Origin of the sequence: Burkholderia sp. AU32262 (assembly GCF_020419985.1) — a bacterium.
Classification (GTDB): Bacteria; Pseudomonadota; Gammaproteobacteria; order Burkholderiales; family Burkholderiaceae; genus Burkholderia; species Burkholderia semiarida.
Genome location: NZ_JAIZRS010000013.1, coordinates 79,262 through 104,282, shown reverse-complemented (window position 1 = coordinate 104,282; position 25,021 = coordinate 79,262). Strand labels below are relative to the sequence as shown.

Sequence of the window (25,021 nt, the reverse complement as noted above, 5' to 3'; positions counted from 1 at the left end):
TTCCGTCGATTTTCGACAAGGTGCCATTCGCCGTACCTCATAAGTTTTTCTTTCGGCTCGCGCAACATATCGTCGATTGTTGGCGGCCGGGCGATAACGGATAGTCCTGCTTCGACAGGCCGGTGGCGCCGCCCTCTATGCGCGGCGCCGCCGTATCCGTTGCTCATGCAACCATCGGAAATCGAAAGGAACCGCACTCATGCGATTCAACGCGACACGCTTCGCCGCGACCCTGTTCGTCGCCGCATGCGCGACCGCCACCGCCGGTCGCGCGGCCGCCGTCACGCAGGACGACCTCCACGACACCGTCACGCGCCATATCGCGCCGCTGATGAAGCAGTACGCGATTCCCGGCATGGCGATCGGCGTCGTCGCCGACGGCAAGCCCTACGTGTTCGACTACGGCGTGATGTCGAAGCAGACCGGCAAGCCGGTGACGGGCGACACGCTGTTCGAGATCGGCTCGGTCAGCAAGACGCTGACCGCGACGCTCGCCGCGGACGCGCAGGAGAGCGGCGAACTGTCGCTCGCGGACCCCGCGGCCAGGTATCTGCCCGAGCTGCAGGGCAAGCCGTTCGGCGTCGTGACGCTGCTTCAGCTCGGCACGCACACGCCCGGCGGAACGCCGCTGCAGGTGCCGGACAGCATTCGCGACGACGCGGGCCTGATCCGCTATCTCCGCGCATGGCGGCCCGAGTATGCGCCGGGCACGCACCGCAAGTATTCGAACGTCTCGATCGGCATGCTCGGCTGGCTCACCGCGAAGGCGATGCACCAGGATTTCGCGACGCTGATGGAGCAGCGGCTCTTTCCCGCGCTCGGGATGACGCACACATACATCGACGTGCCCGCCGCGCGGATGGCCGACTATGCGCAGGGCTACACGAAGGACGGCAAGCCCGTGCGGATGACGGAGGGCATGCTGTGGCAGCCGGCGTACGGCGTGCGGACCACGGCGGCCGACCTGCTGCGTTTCGTGCAGGCGAACATGGGAATGATCCAGACCGCGCCGCGCCTGCAGCGCGCGATCGACCGCACGCACACCGGCTATTTCCGCGCGGGGCTGCTGACGCAGGATCTGATCTGGGAACAGTATCCGTACCCGGTCACGCTGCCGACGCTGCTCGCGGGCAATGCGCCGAAGATGCTGTTCGACGCGGTGCCGGCCAGCGCGATCCAGCCGCCGCTCGCCCCGAGCGCCGCGACGTGGATCAACAAGACGGGCTCGACCGCGGGCTTCAGCACGTACGTCGCGTTCGTTCCCGCGAAGCGGATCGCGATCGTGATGCTCGCGAACGGGAACGTGCCGATCGAGGATCGCGTGAAGGTTGCCTACCGGATCCTCGGGGCGCTCGGCGACAGGCGGTAACCCTCCCGCTTCACGCCGATTGTCCGGACACTATTCGGCGGGAATTATTGAATCGAAATCAACTGTCATTCGCGCGTGCGCCCGCTTATCAAACGGGTGCGTGGGCACTATCGTGACGGTCCCTGATACCGCTGACGAGTGCCGACCATGAAGACGACCCTCGACGAGATGCTCGCGTTCGTGACCATCGCCGATACCGGTTCGTTGACGGGGGCGGCCGACAAACTGCACCAGCCGACCTCGGTGATGAGCCGGATCCTGCGGCGCCTCGAGGAAAAGCTCGACACCACGCTGATTCGCCGCACGACGCGCCGCCTCGAACTGACCGAGGAGGGCAAGCTCTTTCTCGACTACGTGCGCGAGATCATCGCGTCGGTCGAATTCGCCGAGGAACAGATCGTCAGCCAGCGCGAGGCACCGGCCGGGCGGTTGCGGATCAATGCGGCGATGCCGTTCATGCAGCACGTGATCGCGCCGATGATGCCGGGCTTTCGCGAAGCGTATCCGGCGATCGAGGTCGAACTCCATACGAGCGATGAAATCATCGACCTGCTCGAACAGCGCACCGACGTCGCGATCCGGATCGGCGAGCTGCGCGATTCGACGCTGCATGCGCGCCGGCTCGGCAGCAGCCGGCTGCGCATTCTGGCGAGCCCGGCCTATCTGGAGAAAGCCGGCGTGCCGGCGAGCGTCGCCGATCTCGTGAGCCATACGCTGCTCGGTTTCGTGCAGCCGGAAACGCTGAACCAATGGCCGCTGCGCGCCGCGGACGGTAGCGTGTACCGCATTCATCCGGCGCTGCAGGCGTCGAGCGGCGAGACGCTGCTGACGCTCGCGCTTGCCGGCGGGGGCATCGTGTGCCTCGCCGACTACATGACGGGCACGCATCGCCGCGACGGCAGCCTCGTCGAACTGCTCGTCGACGACACGGTCGAGTTCCGCCAGCCGATTCACGCGGTGTTTTATCGCAATGCGACGCTGTCGTCGCGCATCGTCAGCTTTCTCGACTATGTGGGCGCGCAATTGAAGGCAGGCGGCGACATCGACTGAACCGGCACGGCACGTCACCGGCCATGCAGTGAACAGGGCGACGGGTTCGAATGACATCGAACCCGTCGCCCTTCGCGCATCGGTCGAACCCGAACCGCGCGCCTACTCTCCCAGCGCGCTCATCAGCCTGACCTGGCTCAGCATTTCATCGGTGCGTGCCTGCGCGAGCGAATCCTCGGCCGCGAGGCGCGCCATCTCGGCCTTCACTTCGGCGCGGGTCAGCGGGTGGTCGGCCGGTTGCGCGAACGACAGCGCCGGTGCGGAAAGGATCAGTGCGGCAAGCGTGGAAGTAACGAGCGTTTTCATCATGGGTACCTGTCTGGTCGAGTGAACCGCAACCAACGTCGACGACGTCGATGTCGTTGCGTGTGCAGCCAATATAGGTACGGCGGCGTCGCGGAAAAACGACTGTCGGGCTAAATCATTTTTGATCCCGAGTCACGAATCGAACGTGAATTCGGTCGACAGCGTTGCCGGCCGGGCGTCTCGCCCGAACAGGCGCCGCGGCTCGCGATCGAAACGCGCCGCGAATCGGCCTATCAGACCTTGAGCGACTCAACCGTGTCGAATTCCGTCTTGGACAGACTTAACCCGCTTCCCTAGACTGAACCCGCTTTCCCTCGTTCCCTGGAGAAAATCATGAGTCTCGCGCTGCCCGGCAACAAGATCCTCGGTTTCGGTACCGCCCCGCTCGGCAACATGTTCCGCAACATCCCCGACGCGGAAGCCGCGGCCACCGTCGAAGCCGCGTGGCAACACGGCATCCGCTATTTCGATTCGGCCCCGTTCTACGGCGCCGGCCTCGCGGAAATCCGCCTCGGCGACGCGCTGGCGAACCATCCGCGCGACGAATACGTGCTGAGCACGAAGGTCGGCCGCGTGATTCTCGACGAAATCGAAGACGTGTCGGCGCGCGACCTCGGCGAAAAGGGCGGCCTGTTCGAACACGGCCGGCCGAACCGCATCGTCAACGACTACTCGGCTGACGCGACGCTGCGCTCGATCGAGGACAGCCTGAAACGCCTGCGCACCGACCGCCTCGATATCGTGTGGGTGCACGACATCGCGCAGGACTTCTACGGCGACGAATGGCTCGCGCAATTCGAAGTGGCGCGCAAGGGCGCATTCCGCGTGCTGAGCAAGCTGCGCGAAGAAGGCGTGATCAACGCATGGGGCCTCGGCGTGAACCGCGTCGAACCGATCGAGCTGGTGCTCGACCTCGCCGAGCCGCAACCGGACGGCATGCTGCTGGCTGGCCGCTACACGCTGCTCGATCACGAGCGCGCGCTGCAGCGCGTGATGCCGGCGGCGGCCGCGCGCGGCGTCGGGATCGTCGTCGGCGGCCCGTACAGCTCGGGCGTGCTCGCGGGCGGCACGCACTTCGAATACCAGAAGGCTTCGCCGGAAATCCTCGCGAAGGTGGAGCGGATCAAGGCGATCGCCGCGCGCTACGACGTGCCGATCAAGGCCGCCGCGCTGCAGTTCTCGATGTCGCATCCGGCCACCGTCGCGGTGATCCCGGGCGCGAGCCGCCCGGAACGGATCGCGGAAGACCAGGCGGCGCTGAACGCGGCGATTCCGGCCGACTTCTGGCGCGAGATGCGCGAACAAGGTCTGATCGCGGCCAATGCGCCGCTGCCAGCCGATCGTCGATCCTGAAAGGCGATGACCGGAAGCGGAAGCCGCGAGGCGCGAGGAAGGTCAGGGTTGCGAAGCGATCGCGACACTCGCGACAGGCGCGTAAGGCGCCGTGATGCAACGACGCCCCGCGCGTTCGCGCATTTATTTCGCCGCTGTCTCGACGACTTCCTCGCCGGTCAAGATCTCGCGGAAGATTCCGACCAGCGGCCGCAGATTGACCTTGTGCCATGCGGCCCACAGCGGCGTGCGGTAGCTGAACCACGGCAGCGCGCGCAGCACGACGCCTTCCGGCACCTGGTGACGCAGGCTCTGCTGGATCATCGTCACGCCGAGCCCGGCCGCGACGAGGCCGAGCGCGGCGAGCGGCTCGGTCGCTTCCACTGAAATGTCCGGCGAAAAACCGGCCTTCGCACAGGCCGCGACGAACGCGCCGTGACGCGGCGCACTGTCCTGCTGCGTGACGCCGATCCACGCCTGCGCGGCGAGATCGTCGGCGACGAGCGTCTTTTTCTTCGCGAGCGGATGCCCGTCGGGCATCGCGAGCAGCATCGGATCGTCCAGCACCTTCGTCGAATCGAGTTCGGGATCGTCCGGCGCGGGCGGCTCGGTGACGAGCGCGATGTCGAGGCTGCGCTCGCGCAAGCCTTCGAGCTGCGCGGCCGATTGATAGTTGTACAAAGCGATGTGAACGGACGGGCGCCCGGCGCGCAGCGTTTTCAACGCGCGCGGCAGCACGCCCGAGTGCGTGGCCGTTTCGAGGTAGCCGATGCAGAGGCCGCCTTCGTCGCCGCGACCGAGCCGGCGCGCGAGCGATTCGAGCCGGTTCGCATGGCGCAGGAACGCGCGCGTTTCGCCGAGAAACGTGCGCCCGTCGCGCGTCAGACGAATGCGCTGCTGGCTGCGTTCGAACAGCGTGAGGCCGAGCTTTTCCTCCAACTGCGCGATCTGGCGGCTGAGCGGTGATTGCGAGATGTGCAGGCGCTCGGCGGCGCGGCCGACGTGTTCCTCTTCCGCGACCGCGATGAAATATTGAAGCTGGCGGATGTCGAGCATGTCAGACCTTATCGGACTCAAGATTGGAAGATTGTGTCCTAAAGGGACTGGTCCATGCAATCCGGACCGGATCCACTTGCCTGCGCACGACGCGGCGCGCGCACGCGTGTCGTCAATTCCCGTACATGTCGAAGTCGAAATATTTCGACTGGATCGTGTCGTAGGTGCCGTCGCTGCGAATCTGCGCGATCGCGCGGTTCAGCGCGTCGCGCAGGTCGGTGTCGGCCTTGCGCACGCCGGCCGCATCGCCGTTGCCCATGATCTTCGCGTCGTACACCACGCCGCCCGCGAACGAGAAGCCCTTGCCGCGCGGCGTCGCCAGGAATCCGAGCTGGCCTTGCACCGCATCCATCAGCACGCCGTCGACGCGCCCGGTGACGAGATCCGCGTACGCCTGGTCGTAGCTCGGATACGGCACGACCTCGACCTTCGCGGCCGCCCACTTCTCGCGCGCATAGGTTTCCTGGACCGTGCCCTGCTCGACCGCGACGCGCTTGCCGGCGAGCTTCGCCGCGTCCGGCAGCAGCCCCGACCCGGTACGCGCGATCAGCCGCGTCTGGTTGCGGTACAGGCGGTCGGTGAAGTCGATCTGCCGGCGCCGCTGTTCGGTCGCGGCCATCGACGACAGGATCACGTCGAACTTGCGCGCCTGGAGCCCCGGAATCAGCCCGTCGAAACTGCTCGACACCCACACGCATTTCGCCTTCAGCTTCGCGCACAGCGCGTTGCCGAGATCGATGTCGAAGCCCTTCACGCTACCGTCGGCCGCGGTCGATTCGAACGGCGGGTAGGTTGGATCGACGCCGATGCGGATGGTCGTCCATTCCTTCGCCGACGCCAGCGACGCGACGGCCATCGCGGCGACGGAAAGGAGAATCGTGATGCGCGTCTTCATGGTCAGGCTCCGTTCGTGTGGGGAAGAGTAGGCGGGCGCGTCAGCTCGGAAATTCGCCGCGCTGAAAATCGTTCGACAGTTCGAGGGCGTCGGCCATCTCGGCGACGGTGACCGGCTTGATCGGCGCGCGGATCCGGTAGTGACCGACGTCGCCGACGCTGCGCTGCTGCACGTCGGCGATCAGCTCGCCGACCGTCGTGCCGCACCAGCGCCCCTGGCACGGACCCATCCCGCAGCGCGTAAACGCCTTCATCTGGTTCGGCCCCTGGCAGCCGAGCGCCGCGAGCTGGCGGATCTCGCCGGCCGTGACTTCCTCGCAGCGGCACACGATCGTGTCGTCGTCGGGGCGGCGCAGCACGGCGGGCGGCGTGTACAGCGCATCGAGCAGCGGGCGCACCGCGAGATGGCGACGCAATGCGTGCAGCACCGGGCGTTCGCGTGCGGCCTGCCGTTGCGCATCGAGCGCACCGAGTTGCACGGCGATGTCGAGCGCTGATATTTCGCCGGCCAGTGCCGCCGCCCGCGCGCCGCCGATGCCGGCGCCGTCGCCCGCGATCCACACGTGCGGTACGCTGCTGCGGCCGCGCGCGTCGCACCGCGGCCGCCAGCATGCCGACGACTCGTCCCATTCATGGGCACAGCCGAGCGAGCGCGCGAGCTGCGTCGACGGAACGACGCCCTGATGCAGCAGCACGAGCGACGTGTCGAGCGCATGCGCGACGCCATCGTCGTCGCGAAAGCGAATGCGTTCGGCGCGGCCGTCGCCGTCGATGCGGATATCGGTCGCGCCGCGATACACCGGAATCCCCGCGTGGCGCACCGCGCGCAACATGCGCCAGCCCTTGAGCAGATAGTCGGCGCCGCGTAGCGCCGGCAGCGCATGCGGGAGCGCGCGGCGCCACACGTTACGCGGTGTCGTATCGACCAGCGCGCGCACGCGCCGGCCGGCATTCAGCAATTGCGCGGCGAACAACCACAGCAGCGGGCCGCTGCCCGCGAGCACGGCGTCGGCCGACGGCGCGAGGCCCGATGCTTTCAGCAGCGTCTGCGCGGCGCCGACGCCCATCACGCCGGGCAACGTCCAGCCGGGCACTGGCCACGGCCGCTCCTGCGCGCCGGTCGCGATCAGCACCGCGCGCGCGCCGATTTCAAGCGTGCCGCGCGACGGGCCGCTTTGCGTGAGCATCGCGACGGGCGCCGGCTCGAACGCGATTTGCCACACGACGCTGCGCGGCAGGTAATGCGCGCCGCTGGCGAGCAGGCTGTCGACGAGCGGGCGGCCGGCCGTGTAGTCGGCGCCGAGCCATTGCGCGAGCGGCGCCGGCGCATCGGCCACGTTGCGGTAGATCTGGCCGCCGGGCGCGCGGCCCTCGTCCGCGACGACCACCGACAAGCCGGCCGCGCGCGCGGCAGTTGCCGCCGCCATTCCGGCCGGCCCGGCGCCGACGATCAGCAGGTCGCACTGGCGGCGCGTCATGCGAGCCTCGCCTTGCCGTGCATCGTGCGCACCTGCATGCCGTCGGCGACGAGCGTCATGCAGCCTTGCACGTTCGGCACGCCGTCGATTTCGACGAGGCAGTCGAAGCACACGCCCATCATGCAGAACGGGCCGCGTGGCGCGCCGCTCACGGCGCTCGTGCGGCACGCGGCCGAACCGGCGGCGAGCATCGCGGCCGCGACGCTGTCGTGCGCGGGCACGTCGTGCGGCGTGCCGTCGATATGGATGCGCACGCGGTCGAGCATCGCGGCGGCGGGAATGAGGGATTCAAACATGCCGGGCTTCCGTTGGCGCGGCGAAGCGCGCGGTGGTAAAGGCGGACAGGTCGGCCGGCGCGGCGCCGCCGGCGATCCACGGCGCGACGAGATCGGCGTGGGCCGCCGCGAGCGTCACGCCGCTGTGGCAGATCGCGATGAATGCGCCGGGATACGTGGCCGACGCTTCGTAGACGGGCAAGCCGTCGGGCGTCATGATGCGCAGCGCACCCCACGCGCGCACGATGCGCGCATGGGCCAGCGCCGGGAACGCGGTGCGGGCGCGGCGCGCGATGTCGACCATCGCCGGGCGCGTCTGGCCGTCGTCGAAGCCGACGTCTTCGGCGGAGTCGCCGAGCAACACCGACCCTTCCGAGGTCTGCCGGACGACGAGCGTCGGATAGTCGAGAAACGGCGCGAGGCGCTCGGTGACCATGATCTGGCCGCGCAACGGCGAGATCGGCGCGCGCAGGTCGACCATCGGCGCGAGCCGCGCGTTGTCGAGGCCGGCCGCGAGCACCACGCGCGCGGCTTCGAGCCGCGCATCGCGTGTGTCGATCTCGAAGCGCCCGGCGCGCGGGCGGATCTCGGCGACTTCGCTGCGCGGCAGATAGATGCCGCCGCACTGCTGGAACGCCTGCAGCATCGCGCGCAGCGTGGCGAGCGGATTCGCGTGACCGTCGTTCGGCGACCAGAGCGCGCCCGCGAGCGACGGCGATGCCGCGGGAACGAGACGGCGCAGCGCCGCCGGATCGAGTACTTCGTACGACAGCGCGGCTTCCTGCCGGCGCAGCGATTCGAGCAGGTCGGTCGCGCTGTCCAGTTCCGCGCGATGTTCGAACAGCTCGATGCCGCCCGGGCGCTCGAACGCGCAGTCCACGCCCGTTTCGCGCTGCAACTGCGCGGCGAACGCATGCCAGCGCTCGGACGATTCGCGTGACCAGCGCGCATACGGCAGGCAGCGGCCGCCTTTGCCCTGCACCCACACGAGCCCGAAATTGCCGCGCGCCGCGCGAAACGCGATGTCGTCGCCGTCGCACACCGCGACGCGTTGGCCGAGACGCGCGAGTCCCCACGCGATGGCCATGCCGACGAGGCCGCCGCCGGCCACGACGACGTCGAAGCGGCGCGCGGTCATGCGCGGCTCCGTTGTCGCGGGTCAGGCGGTTGCGTGTTATATCCCATGGCGGCGCGGCTCCTTGCTTTCGGTACGTTGCGGAACCGATGTTCGGACAGGCAAAATGGGCTGTCCAATACAGCTTGATCAACGATCCATAATCCAATGTTATGACCACGCCCTCGCTCAGGATTCGCCAGATCGAAGCGTTTCGTGCGGTGATGCAGCGTCATACCGTCACGCGCGCGGCGCGCGAGCTCCATATCTCGCAGCCGGCCGTGAGCCGGCTGATCGCCGATCTCGAGGCGCGGATCGGCTTCGTGCTGTTCGAGCGGCAGCAGGGCCGCTTCACGCCGACCGCGCAGGCGCGCGTGCTGTACGAGGAAGTCGAGCGCGCGTTCGTCGGCCTCGATCGCGTCGCGCAGGCTGCCGAGCAGATCCGCGCGATGCGGCGCGGCACGCTGCGCGTGGCCGGCTCGCCCGCCGTCGCGCTCGATCTGCTGCCGGAGCTCGTCACGCGTTTCTCGCACGCGCATCCGGGCGTCGACATCACGCTGCTCGCGCACAGTGCGTCGACCGTCGTCGACAAGGTCGCGTCGGGGCAGTGCGATGTCGGGCTGATCGCCGAGCCCGTTCCGCATCCGGCCGTGCGCGGCGAGCGGCTCGCGGAAAGCGCGATGCGCTGCATCGTGCCGCGCGGGCACCGGCTCGCGCGCAAGCGCGTCGTGCGGCCGGCCGATCTGCGCGGCGAACCGTTCATCTCGTTTCCGCCGAGTTTCGAGGCGCGCAGCGCGATCGACCGCGTTTTCGTGGAAGCCGGCGTGGCGCGCGTGCTGTCGATCGAGGCGCAACTGTCACGGACGATCGTCGCGTTCGTCGCGAACGGCGCGGGCGTCGCGCTGATCGATCCGGTGACGGCCGCGTATGCGGGCGAGCGCGTGGCCGTCAAGCCGTTCGAGCCGGCCGTGCCCGATCACTTCTACCTGGTGACGTCCGCGTCGCAGCCGCTGTCGATGATCGGCGATGCGTTCTGCGCGGATTTGCGCGACGCGTTCGCGCGGATGCGGATGCGGACGCCGCGCGACGCGTGAGCGGGGAAGGGGGACGAAACGTGTGTCGAGCACGCCGGACGCCGGCGGGCGTGCCGGCGTGTTGCCGTGTCGGCCGGGGTTCCGGCTCAGGCGAGCGCGCTGTCCGTTGCGCGTGGGGCGGGCGCGCCGGACGCGGACGACATGGTTGCGCCCGCATCCTTCGCGCCCGCCAGCCGCCGATAACGCGCGAGTGCCCACAGCGGGAAGTACGCGGTATAGCCGTGATACTTCAGATAGAAAATGCGCGGAAAGCCCGGCGCATTGTGCGAGCGGTGCCACCAGAAGCCGTCTTCCTGCTGCACCGACAGCAGATACGCGATGCCGCGCCGCACCGAATCGGATTCGCAGTCGCCGAACGCCATCTGCGCGAGCAGCGCCCACGCGGTGCAGTTCGACGTGCTCTCGCCGCCATTCGTGCCGGCCAGTTTCGGGTCGATGTAACTATCGTTCGTCTCGCCCCAGCCGCCGTCCGCATGCTGCCGCGCGCGCAGCCAGTCGAGCGCGCGTGCGATATAGGGCTGTGACTTGTCCTCGCCGGCGAGCGCGAGGCCGGCCAGCACGCTCCACGTGCCGTACAGGTAGTTCGTGCCCCAGCGGCCCCACCAGCTGCCGTCGGGCTGCTGCGTGCGCTTCACGTAGTCGATGCAGCGCGCGAGCGACGCGCGGTCTGCCGCGCGCTTCGTCACGCCGAAGCACAGCAGCACGCGGCCCGATACGTCCTCGGTCGGCGGATCGAGCAGCGCGCCGTGATCGGCGAACGGGATCGCGTTCAGATACATGCGGTCGCAGTCGGCGTCGAACGCCGCGAAGCCGCCGTTGCGCGATTGCAGCCCGCGCATCCAGTCGAGCGCGCGCGCGACGCGCGACGCGTACGGATTCGTGCCGTCCGCGTGGCGATGCGTGCGGCCGCGGCGATCGAGCATCGCGGTGACGACCGCCGTATCGTCGATGTCCGGGTAGTACGGGTTCGCGTACTGGAACGCCCATCCGCCCGGTTCGACGCCGGCCGGTACGTTCTCGATCCAGTCGCCGCGCAGGTCGTTCACCTGCCGCCCGGCCAGCCAGTTGTACGCGCGAGCAATGCGTGCATCGAGCTCGCGCAGCGCGCCGGCCGATTCGCCGGTTTCCGGCGCCGCGACGCCGCGCGCCTGTTCGAGCGCCATCGTGCTCCACGCGGTGTCCCACACCGGCGACAGGCACGGCTGGCAATACATGCTGCCGTCCGGCCGCGTGACCAGCAGCTTCTCCAGCGCGTTCTCGCAGTCGCGCCGCAGCGGATGGTCGTCCGGGTAGCCGAGCACCTGCATCATCTGATAGCTGTAGACGATCGGCGGGAAGATGCCGCCGAGCCCGTCCTCGCCGTTCATCCGTTGCGCGCACCACGCTTCCGCGTGCCGGATCGCGCGCTGCCGCAAGCGCTTCGGCAGCAGCGGCTCGATAGGGCGGACGGCGCGGTCGAGCGCGAGGAACAACCGGCGCATGCCGCGCGCGGGCGGGAAGTACTGGCGCTCTTGCTCCGGCGGCGTGACGAACAGCTCGCGGATCGACACGTTGCGCGGATTGCGCGCACGCGCCTTCAGCGAGCACAGCACCAGCAGCGGCACCATCGTCGTGCGCGCCCAGTACGCGACCTTGTACATCGAGATCGGCACCCACTTCGGGAACAGCACGAATTCGACCGGCATGAACGGCGTCGCCCGCCACGGCACCTGGCCGAACGTCGCGAGCAGGATGCGCGTGAACACGTTCGCGCGCGCCGCGCCGCCGAGCTTCAGGATCGCGTCGCGCGCGCGGATCATGTGCGGCGCCCGTTCGCTGTCGCCGGCCGCCTTCAGCGCGAAGTACGCCTTCACGCTGCACGACACGTCCGGCGCGCCGTCGACGTACAGATCCCATGCGCCATGCGTGTCGAGCCGCTGGTTCGCGCGCAGGTAGCGCGCCATCTTCTCCTGGCGCACGTCGTCGATCTTGTCCATGAAATGCATCATCAGGATGTATTCCGCGGTGATCGTCGCGTCGGATTCGAGTTCGAAACACCAGCTGCCGTCGGGCTGCTGAAGGCGCACGAGTGCGTCGCGTCCGCGGGCGATGGCCGTGTCGAGCGCGGACCAGGGGGAGGGGGCCGATTTGTTCATGCGGCGGATCATACCATCCAGCAGGAATGTTTATATCGAGACGCGCGGTGCTACCATCCGCGTCATGAAAAAACGCCTCGAACCCACGCCGCGCGACGTGTCCGCGCCTGTCGAACCGGCTGGAACGCCCGGTGCACGCGCGCCTGTAGGATCATCGGCGCCGCCGGCTACCGCTGTGGCCGGCGTGCGGCGAAAAAAAGCGCCCGACCAGGTGCGCGCGCAATTGCTGGCGGCCGCGTCGGAGATCGCGACGCATCACGGCGTGGCCGCATTGACGCTCGATGCGGTGGCCGAGCGTGCCGGCGTGACGAAAGGCGCGCTGCAATATCACTTCGCGAACAAGCAGGGGCTGCTGGATGCGCTGTTCGGGCAGGCGACCGAACGGTTCGGCGCGCAACTGGCCGCGCGGATGGCGGCCGATTCCCGCGGCGACGGCGCGGCGGCGCGCGCGTATCTGCACGCGGTGCTCGATGCCGCCAATCCGGCTGCGAGTATCGACGTGCTGCGCGTGCTGGTCGCGTCGATGATCACCGAGCAGGACACACGCGCGCGCTGGTCGGTGCCGATGCGCGAATGGACGCGGCCCGACCCGGTGCCGCTCGAGCGGGCCGCGACGCTGATGATCTGCCGGCTCGCCGCCGACGGGTTGTGGATTTCCGAACTGCTCGACAGCGTCGAGCTGTCGGCCGACTTGCGCGCGGAGATCGTTCGACAGCTCGATGCGATGAGCAAGGGTGTGCTTCCGAAGTGATGCGCGGCGCGGGAATCGGTCGTCGAATTCGGAGAAGCCTGGCGTCAGTCGCCGCGTGACTGGCCGGCACGAAGCTGGCCGGCAATCATCGCGACGCGTGCGCCATAGCGGCGGGCCGTTTCGAGATCGCCCGGCGACATTTCTTCAGGCGACGCATCGGCCGGCGTCTGCGCCATCGGCGCAATCTTTCGCCGCGCGTGCGGGCTTTCATGGACTGGATCGGGGGTGTGTTGGAGCCCTATCTGGATTAGCGGAGGGGAGCGGCGGTTCGAAGTACCGGCGGATGCGATCGCTTTGCGTCACGCAAACTTGCCGAAATCCACGGGTTCCTTGATGAATCTTCCAGTCGCCAGCAGCGCCCGCTCGATGTCCGCGACGATGACCCGGTTGTTCACCGGCGCGGTGGCACACCAGCCCCAGATATCGTCGTCGATTTCATAGTCGCCGCGATCATACGCCCAATAGCTGAAATAGCGGTCCTGCGACAAGGCGACGTGCGGGTCGTCGAGGCCGTCCGGATGCGCGAGCCGGACGGCATGCAGCGCATCCCGGAGGATCGCGGCGATATCCGGAAAGTCGGCTGCGCGGTGGTCATCGAGTATTTCGACCAGCAGATCGCTACCGTGATAAACAGGCCGAACCCGGAATCGAATCAGGTGCGTCATCGCGCGTTTTTCCGTTGCGAAAGCGCAGGATGACCCAGGCCGCCGCCATTCGACTCCCGAACGAATGCCGAAATGGCTTCCACCACACCGTTTGTCAAAGGAAGATCCGGGTTCGAATACGCGGCAAGGTTGTCGTCCAGCGTGTCCGTGTGAACGGTCTTGAGCACGTGATTGGCGTTCGCGACAATTGCCAGCCGGGCGCGTGGATTGGCGTCTTTCAACCATTGCGCGTCCTGCACGCCCACCTGAATATCGCGCGCGCCCTGCACGATCAGCACCGGCTTCGTATAGCCAGTGAGAAGGGCGGCCGGATCGATGGCCAATTCGCTCATCAGGAACCGCTGAACCTGCGGCCTGAACAACGGCATCAGCGCGGGATCGATGTCGGCCGCGTCGACCGTCTTCCCGGCTTCGAGCGATTCGAGTATCGACATCGCGTTGCTCAGTACACCGGCATTCGCGGGGTTCGACTGCAGCTGCTGCGCCAATACCTGTCCGAGCGGCCGTCCCGGTGTTGACACGAGGATCAGACCGCAAATATCGGCGGTCTGCCGCGCCGCTGACAACGCGACCCATCCTCCCTCGCTATGCCCGAGCACCCATACGCGGCGCGCACCGGTCCGCGTCCGGATGGCGGCCACCCACGCGCGGACGTCTGCTGCGTAGTCGTCGATCGTGACGTCGTCCGCATCCGCGATCGCCGAAGCGCTACCGTACATGCCGCGCTTGTCGATGCGAACCGACGCGATGCCTCGATCGAGCAGTCCTTCGGCTAGCAAACGATAGGTCGATGCCCGAATGCCGTAGGGATTGTTGCCGTTCCGGTCAGTCGGGCCCGATCCCGGCACGATCAGCACCACCGGAACATCGCCCGTCCCAGGAGACAACAGCGTGCCGCGCAGCGGGCCGGCGGGCCCCGGGGCTTCGATATCGGTCTGCATCATCCGTAAAGAGCTTTCCTGATCCGTGTCGCGATGAACGTCGGGCGCGGCATCAACGCACCAACCCTCGCGCCTCGCCCAGCACCCACTCCGCAAACGCCCGCACCGGCGCCGCGCTCAATTCGATCGGCTCGGGCAGCACGAGGCAGAAGTGCTTGGTAATCGCGTTGCCGTCGGGCCAGGGCGCGACCAGCCGCCCTTGTTCAAGTTCGGACCCGACGTAAAGGCGCGGCACCAGGGCGACGCCCAGCCCGGCCAGCGCGGCCTCGATCAGCATCGAATGGAGATCGTATCGTGGGCCGACCGCCGAATTGGTCAGCTCGATGCCGGTTTCCTGCGCATAGATTTGCCACGCGTCGGGATTCTGCCGCCGGTGAAGGCGCGGCAGCGCATCCAGCGACGGGTGCGCGCCGACGCCTTCGAGAAGCGCCGGACTGCAGACGGGTACCAGCACCTCTTCCAGCAGCGGATGCAGATGCATGCCGGCCCAGGCCGGATGTTCGAAATGAATGGCCGCGTCGAATCCGCTGCCGGCCAGGAGGAAGGGCTCCATCCGTTCGGCGATATGCACGGTGACGTTCGGATGGCGATCCTGAAAGCGCTTGAGCCGCGGGATCAGCCAGCGGGTCGCGAAGGTCGGAATCGCGGCGATGTCGAGGCTCGCGCCTTCGACGGGCTGCCCCATCAGATACAGGCTGTCCCGTTCGAGCCGATCCAGAATCTCGCGCACCTGTACCGCGTATCGCGTGCCGTTGGGCGCGAGCCGCACCCGGTTGCCGACGCGTTCGAACAGCGTCACGCCGAGGAATGCCTCCAGCCGGCCGATCTGGCGACTGACGGCGCCCTCGGTGCGCGCCAGCTCGTCGGCGGCGCGGGCGAAGCTGCCGTGTCGGGCCGCCGCCTCGAAGGCCAGGAGCGCGGAATTGCTCGGGATCTTGCGTCGCATCGGAGTCTCGCCGGTCGGAGCGCGTTCGACCGTCAGCTTGATCAAATATCACTGAAGGCTGACTTTAAGTCGATATCTACGCGGAAAACAGCAGATTAGCATTACGTCACTGCACTGAATATCCCGCATTCGAAGCGCAGGATGCCGATCCGTCACACAGGACAATCCGATGATCTACACCGTGGAATGCACCTTCGCCGACCCTGCCGGCGAAGCCGAATGGAACGACTTCTACAGCCTCGAAAAGCTGCCGGCCCTCATCTCGGTCAGCGGCTTTCACACGTCGCAGCGTTTCAAGGCGATCGGCGCCGGCTGCCCCGTTTATCTGGCCGTTCACACGATCGATGGTCTCGGCGTGCTGACCGGCGATGAATATCGGCGCAAAGGCGGCGGCAATTTCGCGCGCTGGCAGCAACACATCACCGACTGGCACCGCAATCTCTACAGCGATATCGGTCGTGCGCCGGCGGTCGATGCCGACGAACTGCTCGCGCTGAGCGCCAGCGGACCCGACCCGTTGATCGGATTGGGCCTGAAGCCGCTGGCCATGCAGGCCGTGGCGCTGGAGCGGTATCCGGCGCGCCGCTGGCTCGCGGTCCTGCCGCGGAGCGATGCCCCTGTCGCCGGGAACGTGCCGGCCGGCCTCGACCTGTACGCGCCGATCACGGAGCAACTCGCAAAAGGGGCCCGCGATGCCTAACGTGACTTTCCATATCGATGCACGGCGCATGCCGCCTGACGCACGCCTTGACGAACTTTCCGGCGACTGCATCGAACTCTGTACGGATGTTCTTCAGGCAGAGCCGCGGAACGTCCACGTCATCTACGTGGCGGTTCGGCACGGATGCGGGCATCCCGTTTTCGCGGAAATCCGGTATCGCGAGGCGTCGCTTCGCTCGCCCGCGGTCATGCATGCATTCATGGAGGCGCTGGATCGCGCCGTCGTGCGCCGCACGGGCCTGACGGCACGCATCCGTTGTTTCGGTCATGCCGAGCCGAACCTTCACGCCCGAAACTAGCCACTCCGGAGAAGCATGGTGTCCAACATGACGTTTCCCGGCCGGCGTGTCGGGGATTTCACGATCACCGCGATCAGCGACGGCTACCTCACGGCCGGCCTCGATGTCCTGTCGAATATCGACGTGGCCGACGCTGCCGGGATGCAGCGTGCGGCCGGCCAGCAGCAGCCGTCCGCCGTGCATATCAATTGCTACGTGGTGCGCGGCGCGGGCCGCACGATTCTCGTCGACGCAGGGGCTGGCGGCATCAAACAATGGGGTGGCCGCCTGAAGGACAATTTGCGGCTCGCCGGTATCGATCCTGCCGCGATCGACAGCGTCCTGCTCACGCACGCCCATCCCGATCACATCGGCGGGCTCGTGAATGCGGCCGGACAGGTTGCGTTTCCGAATGCGGAGCTGGTCGCGCATCGGCGCGAGGTCGAATTCTGGCGGGACGATGGCAACCTGAGCCGCGCCAGCGAGCGCGCCCGCGGCAATTTCCGGATCGCGCGTCAGGTATTCGACGCTTACGGCGACGCGCTTCGGGTCTTCGATGCAGGCGAGGTGCTGCCGGGGATCGCGGCCCTACCGCTGCCGGGGCATACCGACGGACATACCGGATACGTGCTCGAATCCGGCGATCAGGGCCTGCTCGTGTGGGGCGATATCGTGCATTTTCCGCACATCCAGATCAAGCGGCCGGACGTGTCGATTGCGTTCGACCACGATGCGTTGCAGGCGGTGGCGACGCGTTCGCGGCTGCTCGACCGGGTCAGCTCGGAACGGCTGCTGATCGCCGGCATGCATTTGGGAGAAGCGGGGTTCGCGCGAATCAGGAGAACGAACGGCGAATACGGCCTGTTTTACGAGACCGACGCGTGACGCGATGCCGGCGACCGGCGACCGGCGGGCGATGGTGAAGGACGCGTGGGAAAACGTTTGGCGGACCGCCGCGCACCCGCGCGACGCGTCGGCCGACGAGATTCGTTCGAGGTCCGGCGACGGCCGGTAGCCGCGCTGCTTCCGGCTCTCTCTGTCGCAATCGTCCAGATTCGCGTCGCGTGCGGATAAAAGCCGCCCGTTTCCCGCGCCGTTAACGTGTTCGCAGCCCCGCGCCGCGCATTGCGCGATGGCGCGCGTCGTTCGTGTTCCGGAATTCACCTCCGCCGCTGGCCGTGCCGGGCCGGCTCAAGGGAACGTCATGCGAAAACAACTCACTATCCGTGGTGGCCTCCTCGCGACCATCGCCGGCTATACCGTGCTGCTCGTGCTGGTGGTCGGCGCCTGCATCGCGGCCCTCTACATGGGCAACGGCTCGCTCGAGGCGATGTATCGCGACGATACCGCGTCGCTGCTGCACCTGAAGACCAGCTCCGAGCGCATGCTCGTGCTGCGCGAACGCATGAGCGACGTTGCGCAGATCATCAGCGCCGGCCAGCCCGCGAAGGCTGAAGTCGCGCAACTCCACACGCTGCTCAGGCAGAGCAACGACGAACTGGACGCGTACGCGCGTCTGCACGCGCGCGACGCCGGCGAACAGGCGCTGTTCGACACGCTGCAGACCCATCGTCGCGCGCTGCTCGACCGCGTGTTTCTGAAGGCGCTGTCGCAGCTCGACGGCGACGACGCATTCAACTTTCTCGACACGCAGCGCACCGCGCCGCCTGCGCTGTTCGCGGCCTACCAGGCGGCGATCGACGCGCTCGAATCGTTCCAGGTCACGCGCCAGAAGGCGCGCTACGATGCGGCCGGCGTCAATTTCCACCGAATCGTGTGGGGGATGGGCGCGGTCGCGGTGCTGGCGCTCGTCGTCGGCTTCGTTGCGCAGCGCGTGCTTGCGAAAGCGATCATCGAGCCGATCAACCTCGCGGTCGATCAGTTCGAGAAAATCTCGAAAGGCGACCTGACCGGCGCGGTCGTCGTGCCGGGCGAGAACGAGATGGCGTATCTGCTGAACGCGCTGAAGCGGATGCAGGACGGCCTCGTCGATACCGTGAGCCAGGTGCGCGCGAGCACCGAGACGATCGTCGGCGACGTGCGCACGATCGCGAGCGGCAACGTCGACCTGTCCGCGCGCACCGAGCAGCAGGCCGTATCGCTGCAGCAGGCGGCCGCGAGCGTCGAGCAACTGACGGCGGCCGTGCGCCAGAACGCGGACAACGCGCGCGATGCGCGCACGTACGTCGAGGGCGCGGCCGGCATCGCGTCGCGCGGCGGCGAGGCGATGCAGCGCGTCGTCGAGACGATGTCCGAAATCTCGCAGAGCTCCACGCGCATCTCCGGCATCGTCGGCGTGATCGAGAGCATTGCGTTTCAGACGAACATTCTCGCGTTGAACGCCGCCGTCGAAGCCGCGCGCGCGGGCGAGCAGGGGCGCGGGTTCGCGGTCGTCGCGACCGAGGTGCGCGGGCTCGCGCAGCGCTGTGCCGCCGCGGCGAAGGAAATTCGCGAGCTGATCGGCCATTCCGCGCGACGCGTCGAAGACGGCAGCGGCCTCGTCGCGCTGGCCGGCTCGGCGATGGCCGAGCTCGTCGCGGCGGTCGAGCGCGTCAACGCGATCATGGGCGAAACCAGCCAGGCATTCGACGAGCAGTCGTCGGGCATCGAGCAGGTGAACGCCGCGGTGATCCAGATGGAGCAGACGATGCAGCGCAATGCCGCGCTGGTCGAGGAGGCGGCGGCCGCGGCGCTGTCGCTCGACGAACAGGGCGCGCGGCTGAGTGCGGCGGTCGCGCAGTTCCGTCTGCGCGAAGCGGCGCTCGCGTGACGGGCCGCCCCGGACTCAAAGCGACCGCGCCTTCGTCTCCGGCAGCAGCAGCACAGCCAGCACCACCACGCCATAGGCCGCGCCGGCGAAGATCGCGATCGCCGACGCGAGCCCCAGCGAATGGCTCAGCATGCCGACGAGGCTCGGAAACAGCGCGCCGATGCCGCGGCCGAAGTTGTACGTGAAGCTCTGCGCATTGCCGCGTACGGTCGACGGATACAGTTCCGTCAGGTATGCGCCGACCCCGCTGAAGATCCCGCAGGACGAGAAGCCCAGCGGAAAGCCAAGCCACAGCATCTGCGCATTCGAAAGCGGAAGCGTCAGGTACAGGTACACCGACGCGAGCGACAGCACCGAGAACAGCATGAAGTTGCGTCGGCGCCCCCACCAGTCGGACAGATACGCGCCGACGACATAGCCGCAGAACGACCCGACGACGATCACGAACAGATACGCGCCGGTGTCGAGCACGGACAGGTGCCGCTCGATCTTCAGGAAGGCCGGCAGCCACGTGGACATCGCATAGAAACCACCCTGGATGCCGGTGCACAGCAGCGCGGCCAGCACGGTGCGGCGCGCGTGCGAACGCGAGAAGATCGTCCACACCGACGGCTGGCCCGCGCCTTGCCGGCGCGCGGCGTCGGCCTGCACGAACGCTTCCGGTTCCGCCACGTGCTTGCGCACATACAGCACGAGCAGCGCCGGCACGATGCCGACCCAGAACAGGCTGCGCCACGCGAGCGACTCGGGCAGCACCGAGAACGCGATGCCGTAGAGCACCGCCGCGCAGCCCCAGCCGACGGCCCAGCCGCTCTGCACGAGGCCGACCGCCTTGCCGCGATGGGCCGGTGCGACGGTCTCGCCGATCAGCACGGCGCCCACCGCCCATTCGCCGCCGAAGCCGAGTCCTTGCAGCGCGCGCAGCACGAAAATCTGTTCGAAGTCCTGCGCGAAGCCGATCGCGAGCGTGCAGACCGAGAACCACAGGATCGTGCCTTGCAACACCTTGACGCGCCCGTAGCGGTCCGCGAGGATGCCGGCGATCCACCCGCCCACCGACGAGAAGATCAGCGTCACGGTGCTCAACAGCCCGGCCTTGCCGCGATCGAGGCCCCACAGGTCGATCAGCGAGGCCAGCACGAAACTGAACACCATGAAATCGAACGCATCGGTCGCCCAGCCGGCGAATGCGGCCTTGAAGGCGCGCTTGCCGGCCGGATCGAGTTCCGCGTACCAGGACGAGCGCCGTGCGGCGCCCAGCGATGCTTGATCGGCTTGTCTCGTTGTCGTCATCGTTCTTGTTCGCCAGGTAGGAACGCCGCTATCGAAGCGCGGCAACCGAGGTGCGGGCGGCGAGCGCGCGCAGCACGACGTCCGGCGTGGCGGGGGCTTCGCGGATGCGCACGCCGGTTGCATGATGAATCGCATTCAGGACGGCCGCCGCCGTCGGAACCAGCGCCGGCTCGCCGATGCCTTTCGCGCCGTACGGGCCGATGGCCGTCGGCGCCTCGATGAAGATCGACTGCACGTCGGGCATGTCGTGCACCGTCGGAATCACGTAGTCGTGCAGATTGTTGCCCTCGCCGGGGCGGTACTTCTCCATCAGCGCCATGCCGATGCCTTGCGCGACCGCGCCTTCGATCTGGCCTTCGAGCAGTGTCGGATTCACCATCCTGCCGACGTCGTGCGCGGCCACGACCTTCACCACGCGCACGCGCCCGCTGTCGCAATCAACCGCGACTTCCGCCATTTGCGCGCCGAACGCGTAGGTCGCGTACGGCGTGCCTTGCCCCGCCGCATCGAGCGACGTGGTCGGCGGATCGAAGCTTTCCTCGGCCGCGATCGCGTAGCCATGCGCGTCAACCGGCAGCGCACGCAGATCGAGCGGACGGCCGTCGACGGCGATGCCGCACGCATCGGCCGAAATGCGCGCATCGGAAGCCGCGCCGGCGAACGCGAGCAGCCGGCGGCGCAGCATCGTGCCGGCGAGAAAGGCGGCGCGACCGGTGACGAGGGTCTGGCGCGACGCCGACGTGCGGCCGCAATCCGGCGACAGCGCGGTGTCCGGCCCGATGAAGTGCAGGCGGTCGACCGGCACGCCGAGCGCATCGGCGGCGATTTGCGGAATGACGGTGTTCGCGCCCTGGCCGGCGTCCACCGCGCCCTGGTGCAGGACGATCGTGCCGTCGGGCCGGATGCCGAAGCGCACGGTCGACGGGTTCGGCAACGCGGTGTTGCCGCAGCCGTAGAAGAAGGCGGCCACGCCGACGCCGTGGCGCAGATGCCCCGGCGACGCCGCATTGAGCGTCGCGAGCCGCGCGTGTGCGTCGCGCCACGCGGGGCGCAGCGCATCGAGGCACGCGACGAGCCCCACGCTGTCGTCGAGCACCTGGCCCGTCGGCAGCGCGTCGCCGGGCCGCAGCGCGTTCATCGCGCGGAATTCGAGCGGATCGATGCCGGTCGCGAACGCGAGCTCGTCGATCAGCTGTTCCTGCGACATCGTCGTCTGCGGCACGCCGAAGCCGCGAAAGGCGCCGGCCGGCGTGACGTGGGTATGAATCGCGCGCGAGCGCGCCGTGTAGTGGGGAATCACGTACGGCCCGCCGGCATGCACGGGCACGCGGTTCGCGACGGCCGTTCCCCACGACGCGAACGCGCCGGTGTTGTAGTCGCCGTCGAACGTCACCGCGCGCAGCCGGCCGTCGGCATCGGCCGCCATGCTGGACGTGATGCGCGCCGGATGGCGCTTGGTCGACGTGGCCATCGATTCCTCGCGCGAGAACACCATCGCGACGGGCCGCCCGAGATGCCACGCCGCGATCGCGAGCAGCGGCTGGACCGTCATGTCCAGCTTGCCGCCGAAGCCGCCGCCGACCGCGGTCGCGACGACGCGCACCTGTTCGGGCGGGATCGCGAGAATGCGCGCGAGATCGGCGCGATGCGGATGCGGCGCTTGCGTCGACGAATGAATCTCGACGGTGTCGCCCACGCGCCTCGCCCAGCCGGCCTCCGGTTCGAGATACGCATGCTCGACGAAACTCGATGCGAACGTGGCCGTGACGACGTGGCGGGCGTCCCGTAACGCGCGCTCGGCATCGCCGCGGCGCACGAGTCCCTCGATCAGCACGTTGCCGGGGCGATCGGCGTGCAGTTGCGGGCTGTCGTCACGCCTCGCATCGTCGACGGCGAGGACCGGCTGCAGCGGTTCCCACCGCACCGGAAAGCGATCGAGGTCGAGCGCGGCGATCGCCGCGCGCTCGCCGACCACCAGCGCGACCGCTTCGAGATGGTGGCGCGCCTCGTGCTCCGCCAGCACGGGCTGGTCCGCATACGGGGTCGCGACGCCATGCACGTTGAGGCCGGGCACGTCGGCGTGCGTGAGGATGCGATGCACGCCCGGATGCGCGTCGACGAATGCGGCGAGGTCGCCGAACGTGAAACGCGCGCGGTGATGCGGACAACGCACGGCGCGCAGGAACAGGCTGTCGGCCGGATACGCATCCGCGCCGAAGCGCTGGCTGCCGTCGACTTTCCCGGGGCCGTCGAGGCGCGTGAGCGGGACGCCGACGGACGGCCCTTCGGCCGGCGCGGGCGTCCGGCCGCGCGCGGCCGCCCCGCAGCCGACCTCGGTCACGGCATCGACGATCTTCTGGTAACCCGTGCAGCGGCACAGCACGCCGTCGATCGCGGCCCGCGCGCTCGCACGGCCGGTGACTTCGCCGGCGTCGATCGCGGCCGCCGCCGCGGTGAGCATGCCCGGCGTGCAAAAACCGCATTGCACCGCCTGATGGGCGAGCAACGCGTCCTGCAGGCGGCTGCCGCACCGCGTGCCGTCGGCCAGGCCTTCGACCGTGACGATGCGGCGCCCCGCGACCTGCGCGACGGGAATCAGGCACGCGTAGCGCGCCTCGCCGTCGACGATCACCGTGCAACTGCCGCAATCGCCCTGACGGCACCCTTCCTTGGTGCCGAACTGGCGCAGGTCGGCGCGCAGGTGGTCGATCAGCCGCTGCGCGCGGTCTGCCGGCAGGCCGCGCCGCGTACCGTTGAGTTCGAACCAGTCCGGCTCGGGGCGAGCCGGAGCGCTGTCGTCCGCTGTCGTATCGCGTACGTCGGCAAGCGGGTCAGGCGGGGAGTGGGCCACGGGCGTTCTCCTCGATGCAGCATGTGAAGGCGCGCGACACGGCCAGCCGCGCGAGATGAAGGCGATGCACTGCCGTCGCGCGGCAGTCGTCGACCGGCGTCAGCTCCGCGAGCGGCGCCGCTGCGATCGTGTCGGTAAGGTCGTCGCACCGGCGGCCGGCCAGCGCGGCCTCGAGCGCCCGCATCCGGCGCGCGACGCCGGATGCGCCGCCCACGGCGACGGCCGCTGCCGCTATCGTGCCGGCGGCATCGACGCGCAGCCGCGCGGCAGCCGATACGACGGCGATCGCCGGGCCGTCGCGATTCGTGTATTTGATGAACGACGTGCGATCGTGCACGGGCGGTTGTACGAACAGCACGGCAACCAGCAGTTCGTCCGCATCGCGCGCGACCACGCGGTTGCCGAGCAGGAATTCGGCCAACGGCAAGCACCGCACGCCGCGCACGCTCGCCAGTTCGACGTGCGCGTCGAGCGCGAGCAGCGCGGGGATGCCGTCCGCGACCGGCGACGCGTGGCACACGTTTCCGCCGATCGTTCCCTGCGCCCGGATCTGCCGCGGCCCGATGGTGGCGGCGGCTTCCGTGAGTGCCGTCGGCAGCCATGCCGTGCGCGCGATCGCGGCCCACGTGCTGGCCGCGCCGATCCGGACGACGTCGTCGCGCAGCGCGATGCCGTGCAGCGCGTCGATGCGGCTGACGTCCAGCCATGACGACCGGGCAGGCACGAGCGCGAGCTCCGCGAAGAGGTCCGTGGCCCCGCACACGATGCGCGGCCGCGGTTCGGCGGCGAGCGCGCCGAGTACTTCGTCGAGGGTGTGGGCGCGAAGATAGTTCATCACGACGGTGTGGGAATCTTCATGATTACGCGCGCCGATCTCGGCACGCAACGCATTCAATCGCCGGTCGATGCATCCTTGCGGACGACCCGCAGCACGCTGTCGATCACGAACGCTTCCCAGCGGCGCATGGCATCCGGCGCGTTCAGTTCCTCGCCGAGGAATGCGGACAGCGTATAACGGTTCGACGTATAAAAATACGCGGCCGAAATGATCAGCAGGAATACGTCGCGCGCGTTCAACCCGCTGCGGAACAACCCCTGTTCGACACCGCTGTCGAGAATCCGTGTGACGATCTGCACCGCGTGCGACGAATATTCGCCGCGCCGCTCGAGCTTCGACAAGTGCTTGCCCTGGTGCAGGTTCTCGGTATTGAGCAGCGTGATGAAATCGGGATTGCGCCAATAGTAGTCCAGTTTGAAGCGGATCACGGACTTCAGCGCTTCGACGGGATCGGAAGGGTCGGGCGCCATCCTGAGCTCCGCCTCGTCCATCCGCCGGTAGATGCCCTCGAGCACCGCGACGAACAGCCCCTCCTTGCTCCCGTAGTAGTAGTAGATCATCCGGTCATAGGACTTCGCCAGCCTGGAAATCCGCTCCACGCTGCCGCCTTCGTAGCCGTAGCGCGCGAACACCTTGGTCGCCGCGCGCAGGATCTTGTCGCGGGTTTCCTGTGCCGCTGCCTCCCGGACACCGGTTCCGCGCACCGCCTTGCCTTTTGCTGCCTGAGTCATACCGTTCCTACACCGGCACGGCCGCATGGCCATGCCGCATGAAAATACCCGAGATGGCGGCATTCCTTGAATTTGATACAGGGAACGCTACATGAATGTGAGGATTCTACTGATCTCGCGAGCGGTGCGCAACA

At 68.1% G+C, this 25,021-nt stretch carries 22 protein-coding genes and 3 pseudogenes; 10 read left to right on the top strand and 15 right to left on the bottom strand.

Going from position 1 to position 25,021, the window contains the following annotated elements:
* Window positions 1–199 precede the first annotated feature (199 nt).
* On the top strand, window positions 200–1,369 hold the full coding sequence (gene ampC / locus LGN10_RS17385) for a class C beta-lactamase (RefSeq protein ID WP_226224424.1): 1,170 nt from the start codon (window positions 200–202) through the stop codon (window positions 1,367–1,369).
* Window positions 1,370–1,516: 147 nt separating this feature from the next.
* Window positions 1,517–2,419, top strand: a complete 903-nt coding sequence (locus LGN10_RS17380) for a LysR substrate-binding domain-containing protein (protein ID WP_226224423.1) — start codon at window positions 1,517–1,519, stop codon at window positions 2,417–2,419.
* Window positions 2,420–2,596: 177 nt separating this feature from the next.
* On the opposite strand, the pseudogene LGN10_RS33705 reads toward LGN10_RS17380, so the two are convergent.
* A pseudogene (locus LGN10_RS33705) lies at window positions 2,597–2,761 on the bottom strand (DUF4148 domain-containing protein); the annotation flags it as partial.
* Between the two features lie 297 nt (window positions 2,762–3,058).
* On the opposite strand from LGN10_RS33705, the gene LGN10_RS17370 reads away from it, so the two are divergent.
* Window positions 3,059–4,078, top strand: coding sequence for an aldo/keto reductase (locus LGN10_RS17370; protein ID WP_226224421.1), 1,020 nt, complete (start codon window positions 3,059–3,061; stop codon window positions 4,076–4,078).
* 123 nt (window positions 4,079–4,201) lie between these two features.
* On the opposite strand, the gene LGN10_RS17365 is transcribed toward LGN10_RS17370, so the two are convergent.
* From LGN10_RS17365 to LGN10_RS17345, 5 genes are all read right to left on the bottom strand, one after another.
* Window positions 4,202–5,113, bottom strand: a complete 912-nt coding sequence (locus tag LGN10_RS17365; protein ID WP_226224419.1) for a LysR family transcriptional regulator — start codon at window positions 5,111–5,113, stop codon at window positions 4,202–4,204.
* Window positions 5,114–5,225: 112 nt separating this feature from the next.
* On the bottom strand, window positions 5,226–6,008 hold the full coding sequence (locus tag LGN10_RS17360) for an ABC transporter substrate-binding protein (protein ID WP_226224418.1): 783 nt from the start codon (window positions 6,006–6,008) through the stop codon (window positions 5,226–5,228).
* A gap of 40 nt (window positions 6,009–6,048) precedes the next feature.
* On the bottom strand, window positions 6,049–7,485 hold the full coding sequence (locus LGN10_RS17355) for an NAD(P)/FAD-dependent oxidoreductase (protein ID WP_226224416.1): 1,437 nt from the start codon (window positions 7,483–7,485) through the stop codon (window positions 6,049–6,051).
* The gene (locus LGN10_RS17350) at window positions 7,482–7,781 is read right to left on the bottom strand and encodes a (2Fe-2S)-binding protein (protein WP_226224414.1); all 300 of its coding nucleotides are present in this window, start codon (window positions 7,779–7,781) and stop codon (window positions 7,482–7,484) included. Before LGN10_RS17350 ends, LGN10_RS17355 begins: the two co-directional genes overlap by 4 nt.
* The gene (locus LGN10_RS17345; protein WP_226224412.1) at window positions 7,774–8,898 is read right to left on the bottom strand and encodes an NAD(P)/FAD-dependent oxidoreductase; all 1,125 of its coding nucleotides are present in this window, start codon (window positions 8,896–8,898) and stop codon (window positions 7,774–7,776) included. The genes LGN10_RS17350 and LGN10_RS17345 overlap by 8 nt, the downstream gene beginning before the upstream one ends.
* Before the next feature lie 149 nt (window positions 8,899–9,047).
* Between LGN10_RS17345 and LGN10_RS17340 the strand changes: the two genes are divergently transcribed.
* A complete protein-coding gene (locus LGN10_RS17340; RefSeq protein ID WP_226224410.1) occupies window positions 9,048–9,968 on the top strand; it encodes a LysR substrate-binding domain-containing protein in 921 nt (306 codons plus the stop codon).
* An 86-nt stretch (window positions 9,969–10,054) separates the two neighbouring features.
* On the opposite strand, the gene shc is transcribed toward LGN10_RS17340, so the two are convergent.
* Window positions 10,055–12,115, bottom strand: a complete 2,061-nt coding sequence (gene shc, locus LGN10_RS17335) for a squalene--hopene cyclase (RefSeq protein ID WP_226224408.1) — start codon at window positions 12,113–12,115, stop codon at window positions 10,055–10,057.
* A 52-nt stretch (window positions 12,116–12,167) separates the two neighbouring features.
* Between shc and LGN10_RS17330 the strand changes: the two genes are divergently transcribed.
* Window positions 12,168–12,854 (top strand): TetR/AcrR family transcriptional regulator, encoded by a 687-nt coding sequence (locus LGN10_RS17330; RefSeq protein WP_226224406.1) that lies wholly within the window; start codon window positions 12,168–12,170, stop codon window positions 12,852–12,854.
* A 44-nt stretch (window positions 12,855–12,898) separates the two neighbouring features.
* Here LGN10_RS17330 and LGN10_RS17325 read toward each other — a convergent pair.
* A pseudogene (locus LGN10_RS17325) lies at window positions 12,899–13,039 on the bottom strand (NADPH-dependent FMN reductase); the annotation flags it as partial.
* Between LGN10_RS17325 and LGN10_RS17320 the strand changes: the two are divergent.
* Window positions 13,028–13,105: pseudogene (locus LGN10_RS17320) on the top strand (transcriptional regulator); the annotation flags it as partial. The pseudogenes LGN10_RS17325 and LGN10_RS17320 sit on opposite strands and share 12 nt — an antisense overlap.
* 48 nt (window positions 13,106–13,153) lie before the next feature.
* Here LGN10_RS17320 and LGN10_RS17315 read toward each other — a convergent pair.
* The 3 genes from LGN10_RS17315 to LGN10_RS17305 are packed head-to-tail and all read right to left on the bottom strand — an operon-like array spanning window position 13,154 to window position 15,406.
* Complete coding sequence (locus tag LGN10_RS17315; protein ID WP_226224404.1) at window positions 13,154–13,519, bottom strand: hypothetical protein; 366 nt, start codon at window positions 13,517–13,519, stop codon at window positions 13,154–13,156.
* Entirely contained in the window at window positions 13,516–14,463 is a 948-nt protein-coding gene (locus tag LGN10_RS17310; protein WP_226224403.1) for an alpha/beta hydrolase, read from the bottom strand. Before LGN10_RS17310 ends, LGN10_RS17315 begins: the two co-directional genes overlap by 4 nt.
* Window positions 14,464–14,512: 49 nt before the next feature.
* Complete coding sequence (locus tag LGN10_RS17305) at window positions 14,513–15,406, bottom strand: LysR substrate-binding domain-containing protein (protein ID WP_226224402.1); 894 nt, start codon at window positions 15,404–15,406, stop codon at window positions 14,513–14,515.
* 169 nt (window positions 15,407–15,575) lie between these two features.
* Between LGN10_RS17305 and LGN10_RS17300 the strand changes: the two genes are divergently transcribed.
* From LGN10_RS17300 to LGN10_RS17285, 4 genes are all read left to right on the top strand, one after another.
* Window positions 15,576–16,106, top strand: a complete 531-nt coding sequence (locus tag LGN10_RS17300) for a sugar ABC transporter (protein ID WP_226224401.1) — start codon at window positions 15,576–15,578, stop codon at window positions 16,104–16,106.
* Window positions 16,099–16,425 carry a hypothetical protein gene (locus tag LGN10_RS17295; RefSeq protein WP_059579280.1) on the top strand — a complete coding sequence of 109 codons (327 nt, stop codon included), beginning with the start codon at window positions 16,099–16,101 and terminating at the stop codon, window positions 16,423–16,425. The genes LGN10_RS17300 and LGN10_RS17295 overlap by 8 nt, the downstream gene beginning before the upstream one ends.
* A gap of 18 nt (window positions 16,426–16,443) precedes the next feature.
* The gene (locus LGN10_RS17290; protein ID WP_226224484.1) at window positions 16,444–17,289 is read left to right on the top strand and encodes an MBL fold metallo-hydrolase; all 846 of its coding nucleotides are present in this window, start codon (window positions 16,444–16,446) and stop codon (window positions 17,287–17,289) included.
* Window positions 17,290–17,608: 319 nt separating this feature from the next.
* Window positions 17,609–19,174, top strand: a complete 1,566-nt coding sequence (locus LGN10_RS17285) for a methyl-accepting chemotaxis protein (protein WP_060309963.1) — start codon at window positions 17,609–17,611, stop codon at window positions 19,172–19,174.
* 15 nt (window positions 19,175–19,189) lie between these two features.
* On the opposite strand, the gene LGN10_RS17280 is transcribed toward LGN10_RS17285, so the two are convergent.
* From LGN10_RS17280 to LGN10_RS17265, 4 genes are read right to left on the bottom strand one after another with little or no spacing between them, the layout of a single operon-like run.
* A complete protein-coding gene (locus LGN10_RS17280; protein WP_226224400.1) occupies window positions 19,190–20,467 on the bottom strand; it encodes an MFS transporter in 1,278 nt (425 codons plus the stop codon).
* Window positions 20,468–20,495: 28 nt separating this feature from the next.
* Window positions 20,496–23,318 (bottom strand): molybdopterin-dependent oxidoreductase, encoded by a 2,823-nt coding sequence (locus LGN10_RS33700; RefSeq protein WP_226224399.1) that lies wholly within the window; start codon window positions 23,316–23,318, stop codon window positions 20,496–20,498.
* Window positions 23,299–24,153 carry an FAD binding domain-containing protein gene (locus LGN10_RS17270; RefSeq protein ID WP_124861412.1) on the bottom strand — a complete coding sequence of 285 codons (855 nt, stop codon included), beginning with the start codon at window positions 24,151–24,153 and terminating at the stop codon, window positions 23,299–23,301. The genes LGN10_RS33700 and LGN10_RS17270 overlap by 20 nt, the downstream gene beginning before the upstream one ends.
* Before the next feature lie 56 nt (window positions 24,154–24,209).
* The gene (locus LGN10_RS17265) at window positions 24,210–24,887 is read right to left on the bottom strand and encodes a TetR family transcriptional regulator (protein WP_059579268.1); all 678 of its coding nucleotides are present in this window, start codon (window positions 24,885–24,887) and stop codon (window positions 24,210–24,212) included.
* Window positions 24,888–25,021 lie beyond the last annotated feature (134 nt).